This is a genomic window from Planctomycetaceae bacterium, assembly GCA_041398785.1.
GTDB lineage: Bacteria > Planctomycetota > Planctomycetia > Planctomycetales > Planctomycetaceae > JAWKUA01.
Genome location: JAWKUA010000025.1, coordinates 61,394 through 79,460 on the forward strand (window position 1 = coordinate 61,394; position 18,067 = coordinate 79,460).

Below are 18,067 nucleotides of genomic sequence, written 5' to 3' on the forward strand. Positions count from 1 at the left end.
GAAATGCCCATCCAGCCGTCTGTTCTGATCGAAGTCAAACGTACCAGAAACAAGGGTCGCGGCGTCTTCGCCCGCGAATTCATTGCCGCCGGGACTGTCATCGAACGAGTCCCCGTGCTGGTGATTCCCGAAGAAGAAGTCTACGAGGCTCCGGGAAACCCGCTGCTGCTGGACTATGTGTTTGAATGGGGAAAGGGCACCGTGGGGCTGGCGGCGCTGGGGTTCGGTTCGCTGTACAACCATTCGTACCAGCCGAATGCCCGCTACGACGACGAAGGTCGTCAGACAAAAGTGTTCACGGCCCTTCGAGACATCTCGTCCGGCGAAGAAATCACGATCAACTACAACGGCCACGAAGATGACGCAAGCCCGGTTCACTTCCGGGTTTGTGAAACGACCGCCGCATCGCCTCTCAGATCCCTGCGCGGAGGCGGCGCCGGTTCGCTCCTGAGATTGCGGCGGTCGCGGCAAAAGTCCTTGTGTGGCGAAGAAGTCCTGCCTGCGTTGAATCGCCGCCGCAGCGCGGTCTGTGGATTTCACGCTTGCTGCCGCCGGCGCTCGTCTGGTGCCGCCGGCGCTCGTTTGCTGCCGGAAAGCGCGGGAACTCACGCCACGGTGGCTGGCTGGCGGCTTCTCAACGGCAGTGACCGGAGTCCCGGCCTGGCAAATCAAGGCGGTTCCTGCGCTGGTGGCGTTGAACTGACCACGGACGGACATAGGATGCTGTCAGGTCGTGAGATCTGCCTCGCGGCATTCCCAACCATTAACCGGAATTCTGATTCATGGCGTCGGTGGAACAAATTCGCAGCCTCGCCTCACAGGTTATCGATCCCGAGCTGAACAGGCCGCTGGGCGAATTACGGATGATCGCCGATACATGCGCCAACGGAAGCTCGTTCGTTGTCACCGTCGAATTGCCGACTCCCGCGTATCCGGATCCTGACCGCCTGGCCGAACTGATTCGTGAAAACGCCGAACCGGCGCTGGACGACGGCCAGTCCATCGAGGTGTCCATCACGTCGAAGGTCCGGGGCAAAGACGCCGGCGGACGCATTGGGCTGACGATTCACAACATCATCGCCGTGGGCAGCGGCAAGGGCGGCGTCGGCAAGAGCACCGTCGCGGCGGCTCTGGCGTGCGGACTGCAGTCGTTCGGCTGCCGTGTCGGCCTGATGGACGCCGACGTCTATGGCCCCAGCATTCCTCACATGCTGAACGCCGGCGGCAAACCCGCGGCGGTCGAACACGAGACTCCCGACGGACAGACGTTCGCCCGCATGGAACCGATCGATGTTCACGGCCTGAAGCTGATGTCGATGGGATTTTTCATCGAACAGGGCCAGTCCGTCGTCTGGCGCGGACCGATGCTGCACAAAGCGCTGACACAGTTTCTGAGGGACACGGAATGGGGTGAACTCGATTACCTGATCATCGACCTGCCGCCGGGCACGGGCGACGTTTCGCTGACGCTGTCGCAGCAGGTCGGCCTGGCAGGAGCCGTCGTCGTTTGTACTCCGCAGCAGGTCGCCCTGCTGGATGCGATCAAAGCCGTCGATATGTATCAGAAGGTCAATGTTCCGGTCCTGGGATTTGTCGAAAACATGACCGGCGAAATCTTCGGGCGCGGCGGAGCGAAAAAGTTCGCGGAAGAACTAAGCGTTCCGTTTCTGGGTGAAGTTCCGATTCAGGCCTGCATCCGCGAATACTGCGACCGTGGGCGGATGTTCGAACTTCTGAACGACGACAATCCGGCCCGTGAATCGCTGCGAGCGATGTGCCAAAACGTCGCCATGCAGGTCGCTCGAAACCTGATCGAAACCCCGGCCGCTCCGACCCTGGAGATTCTTTAGTCTGCCATGTCCAACACCGCTGCCATTGATGAACTGCTTGAAGAATTTGAGGCGTTGGAAGACTGGGAAGAACAGTGCGACTTCCTGATCGACCTGGGTCTTGAACTTCCCGAGTTTCCCGAAGACCAGAAGATCGAACAGAACATCGTCCACGGGTGTCAGAGTCGTGTGTGGATGATCGCCGAACCGACTCACGCCGGCGGGGAGACAACCATCACAATCAAAGCCGACAGCGATGCCATGATCGTGAAGGGACTGATCGCGGTGCTGCTGGCGACCTATTCAGGCCACACTCCACAGCAGATCCTGTCAACCGACGTCGCGGCGCTGTTCAAACGCATGAAGCTGGACAAGCATCTCAGTCCCAGCCGCCGCAATGGACTGTTCGGCATGGTCCAGCGAATTCAGAACTTCGCGGCACAGCACGCCGCGTGAAGTTGCCACCACGATGACCACATCGACGATCAACCGCACGACCACTTACGACGCTGCCGCCGTCCGTCGCCAGTTTCCGGTGCTGAACCAGACGCTGCAAAAAGGGCTGACGCCCGTGTATCTGGACAGCGGCGCGTCCGCTCAGAAGCCGCAGATTGTCATCGACAAGGAACGCGAAGTCGAAGAACAGTACTTCGCGAACGCTCACCGCGGCCGGTACAGCTTCGGAGCCAGGATCGACGACGAACTGGAGGCAGCTCGGCAGAAGATCGCCGACTTCATCAGCGCTCCGTCGGCCGAACAGGTCGCATTCTGCAGCGGGACGACGATGGCGATCAACATGATTGCCTCCGGCTGGGGACGTCGGCACGTTAAGGCCGGCGACGAAATCCTGATCAACGAAATGGAACACCACGCCAACTTCGTTCCCTGGCAGCAGCTCGCCCTGCAGACCGGAGCCACGCTGCGGTTCATCCCGCTGACCGATGACGGTCGGCTGGACGTGAATCGCCTGCCGGACGTGCTGACTTCAAAGACAAAAGTTCTGGCCGTCACGGCGATGTCGAACGTGCTGGGAACTGTGAATCCCATTCGCGAACTGGCGAAGCGGGCTCACGACGTCGGCGCGATCGTCGTTGTCGATGGTGCTCAGAGCGTCCCGCACCTGCCGACCGACGTGGCAGCAGACGACGTCGATTTTCTGGTGTTTTCCGGTCACAAGGTTTACGGCCCCACGGGAATCGGTGTGCTGTACGGTAAGGCGGAACGGCTGGAAGAAACGGACCCGATCGTGTTCGGCGGGCACATGATCGAACGAGTCTTCCGGGACCATTCCACCTGGGCGCCGCCGCCGGCGAAGTTCGAAGCGGGCACGCTGCCCATCGTCCAGGCGATTGCTCTGGGCACGGCCATCGACTGGGTCACGGAGCTCGGGCTGGACAACATCCACCGGCACGAAACCTCTCTGCTGACATCCGCGACGCAGGCGCTGCAGCAGATTCCGGGAATGAAGATCTACGGGCCGGCGCTCGACCACAAGGGAGCGATCATCAGCTTTCGGATTGACAATCTGCACCCGGAAGACCTTGCCGCGATGCTGGATCGGAAGGCGGTCTTCACGCGCCACGGCCACCACTGCACGATGCCGCTGCACGATCTGCTGAAAGTCACGGCCACTACGCGAGCCAGCTTTGCCGCGTACAACACTCCGGAAGACGTCGCCGCTCTGATCGCCGCCATCCACTTCGCGCGTGAAAAGCTGCGGCTGGTGTAAGTCAGCGACGCCGCTCCAGTCGCTCCAGAATCGGTTCCATCATCGGCAGTTCGGTGTAGAACATGGCGCTGGGATCGATACCTGCGGCTTCCAGCCGATCACTGCGATCCCGAATGCTCGGGAACTCGGCGATCCATGGCAGCACCACCAGCCAGATGGTCGCGATGACGATAGTGGCCAGGATGAGTCGAATCGTGCCCTGCAGCGACGGGCCTGCTTCGTGATTTTCTTCGGACATGCCAGGTGAATTACTCTCGGGGATCAAATGAATCAATCGTACCTGCAAGGTGTGTCTGAGCTGACTTCATCCCGCAGGACCGGAATGACGCTGAGCACCCCGGCACCGCGCTACGGTCCCACAAAATCACGAAAGACCACGCCGAACATCAGCCAGGCCATCAGCAACGTCAGCACCAGATTCAGTGACTGCCCGCACAGATACAGAACCAGCGGCTTTCCGCCACGAAGGTGCGGTGCCAGTTCGCGATAGTCCGTGTCCAGCCCGATGCTGACAAACGCAAGGCAGAAGAACCAGCCGCGGAATGTTTTCGTCACATCCCCGACCATCGCGTCAATAAGTTCCGGGCCGCCGCTGACAGTCGCATGGACGGCCGAAAACACAATCGATGCCAGTACAAATCCGATCACGAATTTCGGAAACCGATACCAGATTTCCATGACGCTGGGCTTTGGTCCGGAAGGGTCGCGTTCCACGAACGTGACCCAGTACACCGCGACACAGAATGCCGTGACACCGATCAGGATGTTCTGGATCATCTTCACGGTCGTCGCGACTTCCAGCGCCCGATTGCGCGGCTTTCCGCCGGGAACGTCGCCTGCCACTGTCGCGTCGGGTTTGAACATTTCTCCCGCGGCGGCGACGGCCCCCGTCGAATCAATGGTGCCTCCCATCCACGCGCCGCCGATGGTTTCGTCCATTCCGACCGCCAGAATAACGCGAGGCATCACGACCATCATGATGACAGTGAACGAAAGTGACATACCGATCGCCAGCGAGAGTTCTTCCTTCTTCGCTTTACACGCCGCCGCCGTTGCGATCGCGGCCGAAACTCCACACACGGACATGTCGGCGGAAATCACCATGTTCAGGGAACGGGATTCCATCTTCAGCACCTTCTGTCCGAAGATGTAGGTGCTGACAAGAACCACCGGCGTGACCACCCACGCCACAAACACTCCCGGAATCCCCAGCGCCAGCAGGCGGCTCATCAGGACCTCCGCGCCGAAGATCACCAGACCGGTCTTGATGTAGAATTCCGTCATGACCGCCGGTTTCAGAAACGCGGGCGTCCCGATCGTGTTGCTGATCGCCAGGCCCACCAGCAGAGCCCACAGGGCGTATTCCAGATTGAAGTCCCTGGCGACCGTCTGTCCCGCCATCACGTACGCCACCGTTGCCAGCAGGAAGACAATCGGAAACGCAATCAGAAACGCGCCGCCCGATCTGCCGCGAAGCTGCGTGACTGCGCCGAACAGCACTGCGATGACCGCGAAGACTCCCAGGGTCCCCGGCAGAGTGTTGACTGCCTTCCTGCCTTCCTGAGCCGATTTGCAAAACGCCTCGACCGGATTTCTGTGCCAGGAACCGGGCTTGGCCACCCACCGCTTGAACGGACTGCTGAGTGTGACTGCTTCGCCCGCGGCGATGGCTTCGGAAAAGTTGTCCGGGCGGCTGAGCCAAACCGACAGAAACGCGACGACCAGCAGCAGGCACGCGCAGATCACGGCCCACCAGTCTTCGTGCAGTCGTTCCGCAAACGGTCGCGTGACCGGAACGGCGGCGGTGGTCTGTTTCGAAGTCTCTTCTGCTTGTTCGTCGCTGTTCATGCTCTATCTTGCGTTGGCGGCTGGTGACGTGGTTTGCGGTTGACGGAGTATGCGAACTGGCAAAGTCAGCAGCAACCATCAACAGCGAGCCGTGTTTGATGGCGCGGCTTGTTGTTCTGCGTGACTTCTCAGAAGCACGTGGTTCGGGAAGGCAGGGTTGCTGCCGAGCGGCGCTGGCGAATTGGCGTCCGACGTGACAGAGGCTCGGCAGGAGCCTCGCCCTCCCGTCCACATTGCGATTGTCGATCAAACCCGATTCGAATTGCCGTCAGGCTGCCTTACAGGAAACAGCATTCGTGAAGATTGAAGATGCGTGGAACAGTCGTCCGGCGATTGAGCAGATTCAGTCGCAGCGACTTGTCGAACTGCTGCAGGCCATTGTGCCTCGCAATCGGTTCTACACCTCGAAGTTTCAATCCGCCGGCATTGATATCGCCGACGTTCGGTCCGTCGCGGACCTGCCGCAGCTTCCGGTGACCATCAAGCAGGAACTGGTCGACAGTCAGACTCAGCAGCCGCCGTACGGAGCCAACGTGACGTATCCGTCGAACCGTTACACGCGGCTGCACCAGACGTCGGGCACGACGGGCCGGCCGATGCGCTGGCTGGACACAGCGGAAAGCTGGAACTGGATCATGGAATGCTGGCGGCAGATCTATCTGCTGGCGGGGCTGAAGTCCGACGACCGGTTGTTCTTTCCGTTTTCGTTCGGTCCGTTCATCGGCTTCTGGGCGGCGTTTGAAGGAGCGTCGCGGCTGGGGAATTTCGTGATCGCCGGCGGAGGCATGACGACTCAGATCCGGCTGCAGGCGATGATCGAAAACGAAGCCACCGTCGTCTGCTGCACTCCCACGTATGCTCTTCGGATGGCGGAAGTCGCGGCTGCCGAAAACATCGATCTGCAGGAAAGCAGCGTACGAATGCTGATCGTCGCCGGCGAACCCGGGGGAGCGATCCCGGCGACTCGCGGCCGCATCGAACAGGCCTGGGATGCGCGTGTCATCGACCACTGGGGCATGACGGAGATCGCGTCACTGGGAGTCGAAAGCGAAGATCGTTCCGGCGGAATGTATCTGCTGGAAACTGAAGTCATCGCGGAAATCGTCGATCCGGAAACTCTGCGGCCCGTGGCCGCCAACGAAACAGGAGAACTGCTGGTGACGAATCTGGGACGGATCGGATCGCCGCTGATTCGCTATCGAACCGGCGACCTGGTCCGTGCTTCAACCGACCCGGATCCGACCGGTCGGGAACTGTTGTGGCTGCCGGACGGAATTCTGGGCCGGTCCGACGACATGGTGATTGTGCGAGGCAACAACGTGTTTCCCAGCAGCGTGGAAGCCGTGCTGCGGGAATTTGATGACGTCGCGGAATTCCGAATCGACGTCAGCGTCGTGCGCGCGATGAACGAACTGCAGATCACTATCGAACCGATTCCGGAAGCTTGCGACCGAGCGCCGCAGTTGGCGGCCACCGTGAAGGATGCGTTGCGCCACCGTCTGGGCTTCGTCTGCGAGGTTGTGACAGTGCCGGTTGGTGAACTGCCGCGGTTTGAACTCAAGGGCCGCCGGTTTCATCGCAAAGGCGGCTGACCAGTCATCAACTGCTCGCGCTGCGGTAGTAGTTCAGCGACCAGCGGAACACGATCCTCGCCAGCAGCAGACCAATCAGTGCCGCGGCCGCCGCGACGACGGCCCAGTGATGCTGTTCCAGTGTGCCCACGACAATGCGAGCCGGCACGGTGATCACCAGCAGAATGGGAATCACATACGAAAACGAAAACTGCAGCACTTCGCCGCCTTCGATCTGAGCCGGGTCACGGCCGTCGTAGATGCTGCGGGGATAGCGCGCGAACACCGTGATGTAGAACCAGAAATCGTACAGTCCCTGATTGCGTCCCAGCCAGATGCTGGCACAGGCCGTCACCAGCATCATCGAATAGAAGAACATGACACCCACGCCGACGAATGCCAGATACGTGATCGTCTGAGCGACAGAAACCGGCTCGCCGATCCGATACAGCGACAGCAGCAGCAGTCCCAGAGCGAGCATGATCTGACCGATCATCGCCAGGTTGATCCGTTCCAGCGAAACCAGAAACTGCGTATCGATCGGCTTCAGCAGCGCGAAGTCCAGCCGGCCGGTGCGAATCTGTTCGCTCAGGTTCGCACAATTCGGCATGAAGAACGTTTCGACAATGCCGTTAATCAGCATGCCGGTCGCCATGAAGGCAAAGTACTGGTCGCGAGTCCAGCCGTTAATCTGCGGAACTCGCGCAAAGATGATCTCAAACAGCGCGAGCTGTGCGAAGAACCAGAATGCTCGCGTGATGAGCTGGATCAGGAAATTCGCCTGAAACATCATCTCGCGGATCAGCGAATTCCGGCAGAAGGTTGTGAAAACGCGAACGTAGTGCATGATGCTCCATCCTGAATCCGCGCCACTCTACCGGAAACACATCACATGGTCATCGTCGTCGCCACGATCTCACTGAAGCCTGGAACCCGGGACTTGTTCCTGACCGAATTTCGCAGGATTGTCCCCGAAGTTCTGAACGAAGCCGGCTGCATCGAATACGGCCCGACCATTGATGCGGCGACCGATATTCCCAACCAGAACGTTGACGCCGATCGGGTAACGATTGTCGAAAAGTGGGAATCCGTCGCAGCGCTGCAAGCCCACCTGCAGGCTCCGCACATGCTGGAGTATCGTCCGAAGGTGAAGGACTTCGTGACGGCGTCCGAACTGCGAGTGCTGGAATCAGCGTAACGGCGAAACGCTGATCTGATTGCTCGTGGCGAAATGTCAGGCTTTGAAATTTCAGATTTCAAATTTCAGATTTCAGATTTGAAATCTGACCCCTGAATCCTGACCCCTCACATCTCCGACATCACATCCGCTATCGCGCCGTCCAGCCGCCGTCGACGGTAACCATGCTGCCGGTCATGAAGCTGCCGGCGGCGCTGGCCAGCAGAATCGCGGCTCCCTGAATCTCCTCAAGTTCGCCCCAGCGTTCCTGAGCGACCGCGCCGATGATGAATTTCCGCGCTTCCTCCGTGTCGGCGATCGGAACGTTCATGGGAGTCAGAAACGGTCCGGGACAGATGGCGTTGCACGTGATGCCGAAGCGGGCCAGCTCCAGACCCAGTCCGCGAGTCATCTGCACGACGGCTCCCTTGCTGGACGTGTATGGCGAGCGGTTGGCCAGTCCGACCAGCCCCAGTGTGCTGGCCATGTTGATGATGCGGCCGTAACCTGCCTTTTTCATGTGTGGCACGACGGCTTTGCAGCACAGCCAGATACCGTCGACGTTGGTTTTCTGCACCTTCTGAAAGTCTTCGTAGGCCACGTCTTCAATGCTGCCGCGAATGTTGATTCCCGCATTGTTGATCAGAATGTCAATGCGTCCGAACTTTTCAATGACGGCTGCCACCACGCGATTGACGTCTGCGGGAACGGACACGTCGCCCGCCAGAGCGATCGCAGTCACGCCAAATCCGTCGGCAATCTCCGCGGCCACTGCGTTTCCTTCGTCGGCATTCCGACTGACAATCGCAATGTTCGCGCCGGCCGACGCAAGTCCCGCCGCCATCGCCGCGCCAAGCCCCTTGGAACCGCCGGTGACCAGTGCCACTCGATCGTGAAGGTCAAACTGTTTGATTCCCGGAAGAGATTTCAGCGGTTTGGCGTCGGGCATGTCAGATGGTTCCAATCATGAAATTCAGTAACAGGGTCTTTACGAATGTGAGCAATGCAGTGTCCGGATCGACGTCGCTCTGCTTATGCGTCCGGCGGATGAGAATCTACCTGTGTGGAGCAGTGATGGCTTCACCCTCCCGCTGAAGCGGGAGGGTAAAATCTCACCCGCCGCTCGTCTCAAGCCGCGGGCTGCAGAGAAGCACTGCAGTTTTGCAAAGCTGCCGCGAATCGGCGAGGCACTACACTAACGTTCCGCCTGCCAGGTCACCACGCTTCCGCCGGAGAATCGCTGAATCGTTCCGGCGGCGGTCTCCAGCACGAGCGCACCGTCTTCGTCGATTCCGCGACAGGTTCCGGCATGTTGCCGGTCACCGGTCTGCAGAACCAGCTCGCGTCCGTTCAGAATGCTGGCGGCGTTGGCTTCCGACAGCACCGCGGCAGGCGACCGGGAAAGACGCTGCTTCAAAGACGTCAATTCTGCCACGATCGCTATTAGTACGGCGGTCAGATCCTGGTGCTGTCCGGTGAGGTCGAACACCGACGCGGCTCGCTGCCGCACTTCCATCGGCGCGGGAGACAGCGAATTGTTGACGTTCACACCGATGCCAATGATGACGCCGCACCGGTCACCCGCGTTGTGCTGTTCAGCAAGGATTCCGCAAATCTTTTGCTCACCGACCAGGACATCGTTCGGCCACTTAATCGCGGTCGTTCGGTTCGGGACCAGCGGCGCGACGGCGTTGCGCACGGCCAGACCGGTCAGCAGAGAAATCATCGCTCGACGTTCCACCGGCAGATCCATCGACTCCGCGTCGAGCACGATCGAAAACGTGAGTGCTCCGGCGGTCGACCACCACTGATTGCTGCCCCGTCCGCGCCCCGCCGTTTGATTGGCCGTCAACACCAGAGCAGGCGCTACTTCCAGCAGCGGCTTCAGCAGCGAGACGGCCAGGCGATTCGTCGATTCCAGCGTCTCGTGATATTCGACATGACGAATACCCGTCTGCCGGCAAATGAGTGGCAGATCAAACGGCGGCACGGGAAGTTCTCTGACCGTAGTCGTCATGCTTGCCAACCGACGGATCATTCATGGCCGGAATCTGAAGCACGGGAACCGAGTCCCGAAGCTCGCGTCGCGGCGTGTGAGGAAGCTCATTCGTCATGCCGTTGCCAGATTCTGCAGCCGATGGACGACGCTGATGATGCGTCCGGCGGCTTCTTCAATTTCTTCGGACGTGTTGAGAATACTGAGCGAAAACCGCACCGACGACCGGCAGATGTCCGGCGGGCAACCCATCGCCAGCAGTGCCGGAGCAGGCTCTGCCGAGCCGCTCGCACAGGTGCTGCCCAGCGAACAGGCGATGCCTTCCAGATCCAGATTCACCAGCAGCGCTTCTCCATCTATTCCGGGAAAGGCGATGGACAGTGTGTTCGGCAGTCGGCGAGCATCGATTCCGTGAACGACTGATCCGTCGCATTCGGTCAGCAAGCGGTGCTGCAGGCTGTCGCGCATTTCGGACAGCCGATGATTTCGTTCGTGAGATTGAGCGTCAAAAATTTCGAGAGCCTCCGCCATGCCGGCGATCAGTGCGACGGGTTCCGTTCCGGCTCGCCGGCCGGATTCCTGATGACCGCCTTCCAGCAGCGGCGGAAGCTGAACTCCGCGACGCAGCAGCAGACCGCCGATGCCTCGCGGACCGTGGAACTTATGAGCCCCAAATGCCAGCGCCGTGGCCTTCAGTTCCCGGAAGTTGACCGGGATCTTGCCGGCCGCCTGAACCGCGTCGACCAGCAGCGGAACGCGATGTTCCAGGCAGCGGTCCGCCAGCGGTTTCAGGTCCTGAATGACTCCCGTTTCGTTGTGGGCCAGAATCACGGTGACCAGTTTCAGGTCCTGCCACGGCAGATCGTCGAACTGACCGCTGACCAGCAGTCCTCGTGAATCAACGTCCAGGAGGACCTGCGTGAATCCATTCTGGCAAGCTCGTTCGCAGGCCCGGACCGTGGCCGGATGTTCGCCGGCAGTGTGAGCGATCGTGCCTTTGCGTCCGAGCGTCAGGCCGTAGACGGCGGCGTTGATCGCTTCCGTACCGCCGCTGGTGACGATGACTTCTTCCGGCTCGGAGCCAAGCACTCGTGCGATCGTGTCACGGCTTTCGTTCAGAACAGTGCGGGCATCGCGGCCGAACGAATGCTGGCTGCCGGGGTTGGCAAACGCGTTTCGCCACGCGTTGTCCATCGCGGTGATCACTTCCGGCAGCAGCGGTGTGGTGGCGTTGTTGTCCAGATAAATTCGGGAAGGCATGTGTCTGACGTCACGCGGAATTGCGGTTGATAAGGTCAGCGGGCAGAGTATCCGCGCGACTCGGCAGCGTCTACGTTCACCGTCGCAGCCTCGGGATGATGATCGCCGCGACGTGGCCGAAGACCCGCCCGCGAATCGATTGCCAGTGCCGACTTTGAGACATCAAACGACTCGTCAAAGCGCGGTGGACGCGACGGCGGGAGGCGGTTAGTCTCAGGCCGTCGACTGGTTTTGATCCGCCGGACTGTTGCCCGAATCCTTCGCAACGAACCTGTTCAGGAAGCTGCCCGCGTCCCATGCACTTTGACGAAAGTTCCATTCTGCCGCCGTCCTCCAGATCACTGGAAAGTCTGCACGATGTCTGCCAGGCCGTCGATCAGGGCACGGCTCGCCATGAAGCCGAATGGATCAAGCTTCGGCGGCAGATGCATTGTGCTCCCGAACCCAGCGGCGCGGAGATTGAAACCAGCCGGTTGATTCTGCAGCGGCTGCAGGTCGCCGGGATGAAGGCTCACATTCCGGATCGCCGAGTCGGTGTGATCGCCGATCTGGTACTGGGTGACGCCGACGAGCACTCGCCCGTGATCGCTCTTCGAGCCGACATCGACGCTCTGCGAATGACCGACCAGAAGACGGTGTCGTATTCGTCGAATCGGGAGGGGCTGGCTCATACCTGCGGCCATGATGTGCATACGACGGTTGTGCTGGCGGCTGCGGAACTGTGCGCGGAAATCGCCGGGCAGGTTCCGAAGTCATCACTGCCGGCCGTTCGGCTGCGGTTCCTGTTTCAGGCGGCGGAAGAAACCTGCGAAGGCGCGGCCTGGATGATTGAAGACGGAGCGCTGGATGGCGTGAAATGTATTCTGGGACTGCATGTCGAGCCCGCTCAGCCAGCCGGCCGGATCGGCGTCTGCTACGGAGTTCTGACCGCGCAGGTGGATGAAGTGGCCATCGCGATTCACGGCACGGGCGGCCACACGGCCCGGCCTCACAACACGACTGATCCCGTCGCCGCGGCGGCGATGCTGATCTGCAACCTGTACCAGATCCTTCCCAGAACCGTCGATGTGCGCGACGCGTCCGTGTTCACGGTCGGGCAAATCGTCGGCGGGACCGCGTCCAACGTGATTCCGGACGAAGTACGGATCGCGGGCACTCTGCGGACCATCGATCGCGAAAGCCGCGAAAAGCTGCTGGAACGAATTCGAACCACCGCTCAGCACATCGGTCAGTTAACGGGCAACGAAGTTCGCGTCGAATTTCGCAAGCCGCTTGGTTCCGTCCGCAACGACACGTCTGTCACCGCGGCGTTCGAACTGGCCGGACGGCATGTGCTGGGCGAATCCGGCGTCGTCCGGCTGAGTCGGCCAAGCATGGGCGGCGAAGATTTTGCCGTCTACCTGGACCATGTGCCGGGAGCACAAATCCGTCTTGGCTGCGCGGGACCGACGCCCGACGGAGAATCCTGGCCGCTGCTGCATTCCCCGGTGTTCGACATCGATGAACGGGCCATCAGCCTGGGAATCCGGATCCTGGTGCGCACAGCGCTGCTGCTGGCCGCGGCCGGTGCGGATCCCGTGAAGTGACACGGCGTTTCGTGGCAACGAACAGACGCCGAAAAACCGGCCACCCGTCAATACGCCAGCAGCAGTTGCAGCGACGCTCCGTGGAACATCACCGTATCGTTTCTGTCCAGACCCGTCCCGGTCAAAAAGCCGGATCGTGATAGCTGGCCGGGTGCGGTCGCGACGCCGTGCAGTCCAAGCACGTGATAGCCGGCCTGCAGCGACAGGTTGTTGCAAAGTCGCCGCCGCGCAACGATGCCGAATTCGCCGGAACCCGCGACGCTCAGTTGATCGCCGTTTGCAGTGAACGTCGTCGCCGGTGCTGAGAAGTTCGTCAGCGAACTGAATTGTCCGGCGTCATTCAGATACAGACCCGCCTTGCCGTAGAACTGTACGCAGCAGTCGCAGCCCGCCAGCAGATCGCAGACCAGGCCGGTCTGCAGCCCGATCAGATCGTTGTCCGCCGCGACTGTGAACAGGATATCGCCGACTCCGGGTCCGCTGGTGAGCCGATTCAGCAGCCGCTCGTTCAATTGCATGTAGCGAAGTCCGTACAATAGAGTCGTGCGGCTGCCGATGCAGCGCCGGGCATTCGCTTCGACGCTCATCAGACGCGATGAGTACACGCTGGTGACGTCTCGCCCGCCCGTGACAAACGTCTGCGGATTCGTGTGGATCACCAGAGGATTGCCGTTCAGACGCAGCGTGCGCGAATCAGACCAGTCGTCAACATTGAAGAACCGGAATTCCAGATCGGTGGCGGAATCAAACGCGCGATGCCGCGTCAGTCCGAGATCCATGCCGGCGGCCCATCCAGGGTTAAAGTCGGCGGCATTCAGCCCCGCGCCCGGCGCGGCGGGATCGGAAATCAGCGGCTGGAATTTCGGCATCGCCCGGTGCACGAAGACCGCGCCGACGCTGGCTGTCCAGGTTTGGCACGGGTCGCAACACGCGTTGGCGAAACAGCAGTTGTCGTTCGGACCGACGCGCAGAAGGTCTCCGATTGGCCGCAATGGATCATCGTCGCAGGTGGCACCGCAGGACGCTGGACGAACCGTCAGCGGCGATGACTCAGCTTCGGAGTCCGGTCCATTCGAATCCGAAGTCAGCAGCGACGCGGTCAGGAACTGCGGAACCCAGTTATCGTCTCCCGGCGCGAAGTGGGAATTCTCCCCCTGCGCCGCGATCGAATTCACGCAGACACAAACCGTGACCACCAGGCTCACCATCCGTACCGCCGATCGGCAGGCGTGGGTGACCAGCATTTTCGTCGACCTCCTTTGCGACCAGTGAACGCATCCTCACTGCGATCGTGTGTTCACTGACTGTCCGCGGCGCAGCTCGATGGCGGATCGCGCGGCACGTACTGACGCGAGTAGTTTTCGGTTTCTGCGAGCCATGCCGCCACAGGCTGGGCAATCTTCTGCACACATCATTGCGTTGTTCCATCACGTGTCGTGCCGTCACCGTTCTTTTCGTCAAACTCCATTTCGCGCGGCGGCTTTGAACGCGTCTGCGCAGAGCGAAGCCGTAAGCGCTGCGGGCGCTGCGAACGTGACGGATTTCGCGGCCTGTGCCAACTGCGTTTGGCCGAGCGCCTTGCGGGGTCACGTCGACAGCGAAATCCCTTCGCCCTCAGCGACTGCGACTTAAGTTGCGAAGGCGGGATTTGCGCGATCGCGGCATCGCTGGTCGGCATCGAAGTGGTAGCTTCGAGCGACTGATTTCCGCCACGCGCCGGCTTCGGATTCACAGTGTCTGAGCCGCCTGATCGCGTGGCCACCATGCCCTGGTGGCTTCCCCCACCGATCCTGTGTTCATCAGAGATTTCCATGCGTTCAACGCCGACACGGTCCCGATTCTCATTGCTCACCGAACAACTGAAACGATGTCTGGATCCGACCGCGTGCCGGCATTCGCTTCGAAGTCGCCGCAGTCGTCGGCACGCAGGCCGCATCAGCAATGTGCAGGACCTGGAATCGCGTCTGTTGCTGGCGGTGACTCCCGCTGTCGCCGTGAACGCGCCCGGCGAGACGTTTATCGGAGAGAGCTTCGACCTGCAGCTGAGTTTCGACAACACCGGCACCGGGGCAGAAACCGGCTACGGTCCGATCATCGACGTCATCCTGCCCGTCAACGGAGCAGACGGAGCGGCGGGAACGTCAACCGCGGACGGATTTAACACCACGGGCTCGGCCACGTATCTCGGCGCCAGCGTCACCACGATTGATCTGACGTTTCCCGATGACGGCGGCGGCACGGGCAGTGTCCAGCATCCGTACTTCGTCGACGCATCGGGAGCACCGCTGACCGTTTCAGGAACGGCCGGCGACAAACTTGTGGTGATCGAGCTGCCGTTCGGATCGTTCACTCCCGACCAGCCCGCGGCGACCGTTGTGCTACCCGTGCAGATGTCGAACCTTGCAGACCTGGGCACTGCGCTGGACATTCGTGCTCGCGCGGGATTCCGGTTCGGCACAGATCCGCTTGACAACCCGGCGTCGGACCCGTCGCTGCTGAGTCCGGGTGATGCCAGCGCGGACAGTTCCACATGGACCGAAGTCGGCAGCACCACGCCGATTCTTGTTCAACTGGAAAAACGCAATCTCGCCGACGAGCAGGAAACAGCCACCGGTCCGAACTTCGTGCAGACTTATGAAATCGCCCTGCGCGTCGCCGAAGGACAGACGATCACGAACTTCGACATCACCGACCTGCTGCCGCCGGAACTTGTCTATGTCGGCGACGCCAGCGTCAGCTTCACAGCTGGTTCCGGAGCAACAGTGTCCGGAATGTCGATCATCGATTCACCGCCGGCTGATTTCAGTCCGCACGCGGCACCGGACAATGACCTTGTCGTTCGCTTCAACAGTGTGACGGGCGGAACGAACAACAGCGGTCTGACGCTGACATTCGACTTCTATGTCAATGAATTCAACGCGGCCGGAGCCAGCGTGCTGCCGCCGTCGACGGCAGACGATTTTGTTTCGCAGAATGAAGCGTTCGCCATCGGCGACTGGACACCGATCGACGGCCGCGACGCGGGAGGCACCGACAACGTTGTCGCTCACGAAAACGTCGCGGGACCGGATGACGATCTGGAAGACCAGAGCATCGCCGTTCAGAAATCGCTCATCATTCACACCGACAACGGTGCTGCCGGATTCACGCCGGGCGACGTGTTGGAATACACGCTGCAGTTTCAGGTCAGCGACTACTTCGCGTTTGAAGACGTGAATCTGACCGACCTGCTGTCCGACGGCCAGCGCCTGGACGATTCCTTTACGCCGAGGCTGTTCGTTCAGGAACATGGCAACACGTCGTCCGCAGCGTCGTTTGCGTTTGCGAACTTCACCGTCGCCGACAACTTCAGCGGTTTGACCGATGCCGGAGTCGCGGCCGGCAGCGGCCCGTCGCACGTCGTTGACGGTTCCGTACCGGTCGGTTCGCAGGAACTTCGCTTCCGCATTTCGGACGAACTGACGACTCGCGGCGGCACGTTTGCCGACGGTCAGCTTGTCGGCGGCGCGATCCCCGACGGCGGAACCGGCGGCCCTGACCCGGACGCCGGACCGACGCTGCCGTTCGGAGCCACGCTGGGTACGATTGTGTACCGCGTCATTGTGCAGGACAGATTCAGCGACGATTTTCCGTCCGGTGACCGATCCGTCGACGAGGGCGACACGCTTTCCAACTCCGCCGTGATCGACGGTGCCGTGCTGAATTTCAGTGACCTGACGGCAAACGGAAATCGCGAAGCCGACGACACGGCCGAAAGCTTCGAAATCGAACGCGGCTCACTGACCAAATCCATCTACGCGGTTAATGGCAGTACAAGTTTCTCAACGCCCGTTCAGGTCGCGCCGGGAGACACGGTGACCTATCGCTTCATGCTGACGCTGCCTTCCACGGATATCGAAGATCTGGCGTTTGTCGATTACCTGCCGCTGCCGGTCTTTGATGCACTGGAAGTCAACGGCCCGTTCACAACCACCATCAGCGCGACTCCGCCGGCCGCCGGACACGCGAAGTACGGACCGGCGGAATCGTTCTATCCGATCAGCGTGGCTCTGGGCGCCGGATTCGGTCTGCGTCCAACCATTTCGCGAGACGCCAGCGCCAACAGTGTGACGTTCACGTATGGCGACTACGACAGCCCGCTGAATACGGCCACCGTCATCGACATTTTGTTCACCGTGACGGTCAGCGACGACCCGTTCGCCGACGGCCTGTTCCTGACCAACCAGGTTCGGCAGGTCGAGGATTCCACAAATGCGGGCAGCTTCGTGCAGGACGCCATCGTTCAACTTGAACTGACCGAACCCGATCTGGAAATCACCAAGGGCGTCGTCAGCAACGGCAACAGTTCAGGAACGTACAGCCCGGGCACCGTCGGCCCCGTTTCGTTTTCCGGCCCCGGCGGCGGAGACAACAACGTCGCCACCGCCGAATTCAGCGGCACGATCAATTCAACGAACCTGGCCGCGACTCCGATCGACAGCAACCTCGCGGGGATCGACGGCGGCGAACTTGTGAAGTTTGCGATCGTGATTGAAAACGTCGGTTCCAGCCGCAACGGCGCGTTCGACGTGCAGATTTCCGATTCGCTGCCGGCCGGCTTTTCCGTTCCCGGTTCCGGGCTGAATCTCAGCGTCACCGACGGTACCGGAGCCGCCGTGGCCTTCACGGATCTCGGCGGCGGCCTGTTCGGATCCGGCCTGCGGCTTGACGACGGCGCGACCGGAGCCATCGCCGAATTCGATGCCACCAGCGGCACCAACATCGTTGTGATCACGTACGACCTGCAGGCCGACGCGGACATCCAACTCGGTTCCACAAACGCCAGCGCCGCAACGGTCGACAGCTATGCCGGAGCCGAAGGTGCTGCGAATCACGTACCGGGCGGACTTTCCGACGCGGCCAGTGTGACGGTCGCATCGCCAACCGTGACCAAGACGATTGTTTCCACCAGCCAGGCTCACACAACCGGAAATGATGTCGCGATCGGCGAAATCATTCGCTACCGCGTCGATATCGACATCCCGGAAGGAACCCTGACCGCCGCTTCGTTTGTCGATACGCTCGACGCGGG

General features: G+C 60.9%; 15 protein-coding genes. 8 read left to right on the forward strand and 7 right to left on the reverse strand.

Features of this window, described 5'->3' with window-relative positions:
- The first annotated feature begins 3 nt into the window (after positions 1 to 3).
- Genes R3C19_23025 through R3C19_23040 form a run of 4 tightly spaced genes read left to right on the forward strand, consistent with a single transcriptional unit; the run spans position 4 to position 3,558 of the window.
- Positions 4 to 840 (forward strand): SET domain-containing protein, encoded by an 837-nt coding sequence (locus R3C19_23025; protein ID MEZ6063230.1) that lies wholly within the window; start codon positions 4 to 6, stop codon positions 838 to 840.
- On the forward strand, positions 783 to 1,850 hold the full coding sequence (locus tag R3C19_23030) for an Mrp/NBP35 family ATP-binding protein (GenBank protein MEZ6063231.1): 1,068 nt from the start codon (positions 783 to 785) through the stop codon (positions 1,848 to 1,850). The genes R3C19_23025 and R3C19_23030 overlap by 58 nt, the downstream gene beginning before the upstream one ends.
- Before the next feature lie 6 nt (positions 1,851 to 1,856).
- Positions 1,857 to 2,285, forward strand: coding sequence for a SufE family protein (locus R3C19_23035; GenBank protein ID MEZ6063232.1), 429 nt, complete (start codon positions 1,857 to 1,859; stop codon positions 2,283 to 2,285).
- Positions 2,286 to 2,298: 13 nt separating this feature from the next.
- The gene (locus tag R3C19_23040; GenBank protein MEZ6063233.1) at positions 2,299 to 3,558 is read left to right on the forward strand and encodes a SufS family cysteine desulfurase; all 1,260 of its coding nucleotides are present in this window, start codon (positions 2,299 to 2,301) and stop codon (positions 3,556 to 3,558) included.
- 1 nt (position 3,559) lies between these two features.
- Here the strand turns inward: R3C19_23040 and R3C19_23045 are convergent, their stop codons facing one another.
- On the reverse strand, positions 3,560 to 3,796 hold the full coding sequence (locus tag R3C19_23045) for a hypothetical protein (protein MEZ6063234.1): 237 nt from the start codon (positions 3,794 to 3,796) through the stop codon (positions 3,560 to 3,562).
- 110 nt (positions 3,797 to 3,906) lie between these two features.
- Positions 3,907 to 5,406: a putative sulfate exporter family transporter gene (locus R3C19_23050; GenBank protein ID MEZ6063235.1), complete on the reverse strand. Its 1,500-nt coding sequence runs from the start codon at positions 5,404 to 5,406 to the stop codon at positions 3,907 to 3,909.
- Positions 5,407 to 5,702: 296 nt separating this feature from the next.
- Here R3C19_23050 and R3C19_23055 point away from each other — a divergent pair, with 296 nt between their 5' ends.
- Entirely contained in the window at positions 5,703 to 6,998 is a 1,296-nt protein-coding gene (locus tag R3C19_23055) for an AMP-binding protein (protein MEZ6063236.1), read from the forward strand.
- Positions 6,999 to 7,005: 7 nt separating this feature from the next.
- Here R3C19_23055 and R3C19_23060 read toward each other — a convergent pair whose 3' ends face one another.
- Positions 7,006 to 7,824, reverse strand: coding sequence for an ABC-2 family transporter protein (locus R3C19_23060; GenBank protein ID MEZ6063237.1), 819 nt, complete (start codon positions 7,822 to 7,824; stop codon positions 7,006 to 7,008).
- A gap of 45 nt (positions 7,825 to 7,869) precedes the next feature.
- Between R3C19_23060 and R3C19_23065 the strand changes: the two genes are divergently transcribed.
- Positions 7,870 to 8,175, forward strand: coding sequence for a putative quinol monooxygenase (locus R3C19_23065; GenBank protein ID MEZ6063238.1), 306 nt, complete (start codon positions 7,870 to 7,872; stop codon positions 8,173 to 8,175).
- A 130-nt stretch (positions 8,176 to 8,305) separates the two neighbouring features.
- On the opposite strand, the gene R3C19_23070 is transcribed toward R3C19_23065, so the two are convergent.
- From R3C19_23070 to R3C19_23080, 3 genes are all read right to left on the reverse strand, one after another.
- Entirely contained in the window at positions 8,306 to 9,103 is a 798-nt protein-coding gene (locus R3C19_23070; protein ID MEZ6063239.1) for an SDR family oxidoreductase, read from the reverse strand.
- Positions 9,104 to 9,349: 246 nt separating this feature from the next.
- Positions 9,350 to 10,171 (reverse strand): biotin--[acetyl-CoA-carboxylase] ligase, encoded by an 822-nt coding sequence (locus R3C19_23075; protein MEZ6063240.1) that lies wholly within the window; start codon positions 10,169 to 10,171, stop codon positions 9,350 to 9,352.
- A gap of 93 nt (positions 10,172 to 10,264) precedes the next feature.
- Positions 10,265 to 11,410 (reverse strand): cysteine desulfurase family protein, encoded by a 1,146-nt coding sequence (locus R3C19_23080; GenBank protein MEZ6063241.1) that lies wholly within the window; start codon positions 11,408 to 11,410, stop codon positions 10,265 to 10,267.
- 296 nt (positions 11,411 to 11,706) lie between these two features.
- Here R3C19_23080 and R3C19_23085 point away from each other — a divergent pair, with 296 nt between their 5' ends.
- A complete protein-coding gene (locus R3C19_23085; protein ID MEZ6063242.1) occupies positions 11,707 to 12,996 on the forward strand; it encodes an amidohydrolase in 1,290 nt (429 codons plus the stop codon).
- 47 nt (positions 12,997 to 13,043) lie between these two features.
- On the opposite strand, the gene R3C19_23090 is transcribed toward R3C19_23085, so the two are convergent.
- Positions 13,044 to 14,240: a hypothetical protein gene (locus R3C19_23090; protein ID MEZ6063243.1), complete on the reverse strand. Its 1,197-nt coding sequence runs from the start codon at positions 14,238 to 14,240 to the stop codon at positions 13,044 to 13,046.
- 567 nt (positions 14,241 to 14,807) lie between these two features.
- Here R3C19_23090 and R3C19_23095 point away from each other — a divergent pair.
- On the forward strand, positions 14,808 to 18,067 hold a 3,260-nt coding region (locus R3C19_23095), incomplete at its 3' end, for a hypothetical protein (protein MEZ6063244.1).